This is a genomic window from Pseudoalteromonas sp. TB25 (assembly GCF_000497995.1).
Taxonomy (GTDB): domain Bacteria; phylum Pseudomonadota; class Gammaproteobacteria; order Enterobacterales; family Alteromonadaceae; genus Pseudoalteromonas; species Pseudoalteromonas distincta.
The window spans coordinates 1-1,532 of sequence record NZ_AUTI01000119.1; the positions used below are offsets into that span (position 1 = coordinate 1).

Here is a 1,532-nt window from a genome sequence, read left to right on the forward strand (position 1 = left end):
CCCGACATAATTGGCGTTGGTAGAGATATTTTAAATAAAGATACTGCATCGTAAAAACGTTTAATGTAATCAGTACGTGTTTCACGTGGGTAATCTGAAAATAAGCTTGCCGCAACTAAAATATATAAAAACTGTGCACTTTCGTATATTTCACCCGATACACGGTTTTGAACGAGGTACTTACCTTCAAGTTGCTTTACAGCAGCGTAGCTAAAGTTAAGATCGCGAGAATGATCAAGGTATGCATCAAGCTCATCTAACTCTTGCTCTGTGTAATCTACTAGTAAATGAGCATCATAGCGTTTATCGCCAACCATTTTTGTTACGTGGTCAAATAAACGTGGTGGCTCAAATTGACCGTACGCTTTTTTACGTAAATGGAATACAGCTAAACGTGCAGCTAAGTATTGGTAATCAGGCGATTCTTTTGAAATCTGATCCGCTGCTGCTTTAATGATGGTTTCGTGAATGTCTTTAGTACGAATACCGTCGTAAAACTGAATGTGCGACTTTAATTCAACTTGCGAAACCGAAACGTTGTTTAAACCTTCGGCGGCCCACTCAATAACGCGATGGATCTTATCCAGATCAAGAGGCTCTTTACGCCCGTCACGTTTGCTTACAGATAACTGTTGGTTCATTTGCCTGTATTCCTTGGGAATTATGTATTTTGACCAATGCTTTATACCTCGCCGGGGCGAGGTATATACTCATTTATTATAAGTTTCGCCATATTTGCGAATTTAATTGAATAACATTTGGCCACAATATCTGGTGTTGTTCAATTTAGAGATCACAAGATAGTGTGGTCTGAGTTGTTTTGCAAGGGACATAATTGCCCCTATTTGTGGATAACTTCGGGATAACGTATTTGTGTTAGTAGATACTCACCTTCGAACAATCATTTAAGTTGAAATATGCAAAAATCAACTAATGATCTGCTAAATTTACGCATTTTAAAAATAAATTTTGACTGCTTTTTTTATCAGCAAGCTTTGCGTAAAAACTAACACAATCACAATATATAGTGTTTATTAATTAACGTGGCACTATATATGGTTAAAACCATCAATTGGGCTTTGCCAGTTAAAATCAGCATTCCAGCTGTTGGCTTCATCAATACTTGGTATGTAACCCCAAAGTGCCGTTGCTGTGCGCATACCTGCGGCTTTGCCTGCTTGTATGTCTCGCTGTGCATCACCAATGTACAAACAGCGTTTTGGTTGCACTCCCATAAGCTTTGCACAGTGTAGCAGCGGTAAAGGTGATGGCTTAGCTTCAGCTAAGGTGTCGCCACTTATTACTACACTAGCATTTTTCAATGCGGGAATTGCTGCCACTAAAGGATCAGTTAAAAACCCTGGTTTGTTAGTCATGATCCCCCATTTGATCTTTTTCTGATCAAGGGCAATAAGCAACGATTCAACACCGCTGAAGCAATGTGTGTGATTTGCTATGTTTGCAGCGTATTCGTCAACTAATTGCTTAATAAGCTCGCTTTGAGGTTGTGTGTCCCATAACTCTTTAAAACC

Annotated in this window: 2 protein-coding genes; both read right to left on the reverse strand. The window is 39.2% G+C overall.

Features of this window, described 5'->3' with window-relative positions:
- Window positions 1–641: ATP cone domain-containing protein (locus L652_RS0102480; protein WP_253951841.1), on the reverse strand; the 641-nt coding region annotated here is incomplete at its 3' end.
- Window positions 642–1,049: 408 nt separating this feature from the next.
- A partial coding sequence (locus L652_RS0102485) for an HAD-IA family hydrolase (RefSeq protein ID WP_024603256.1) occupies window positions 1,050–1,532 on the reverse strand: 483 nt, incomplete at its 5' end.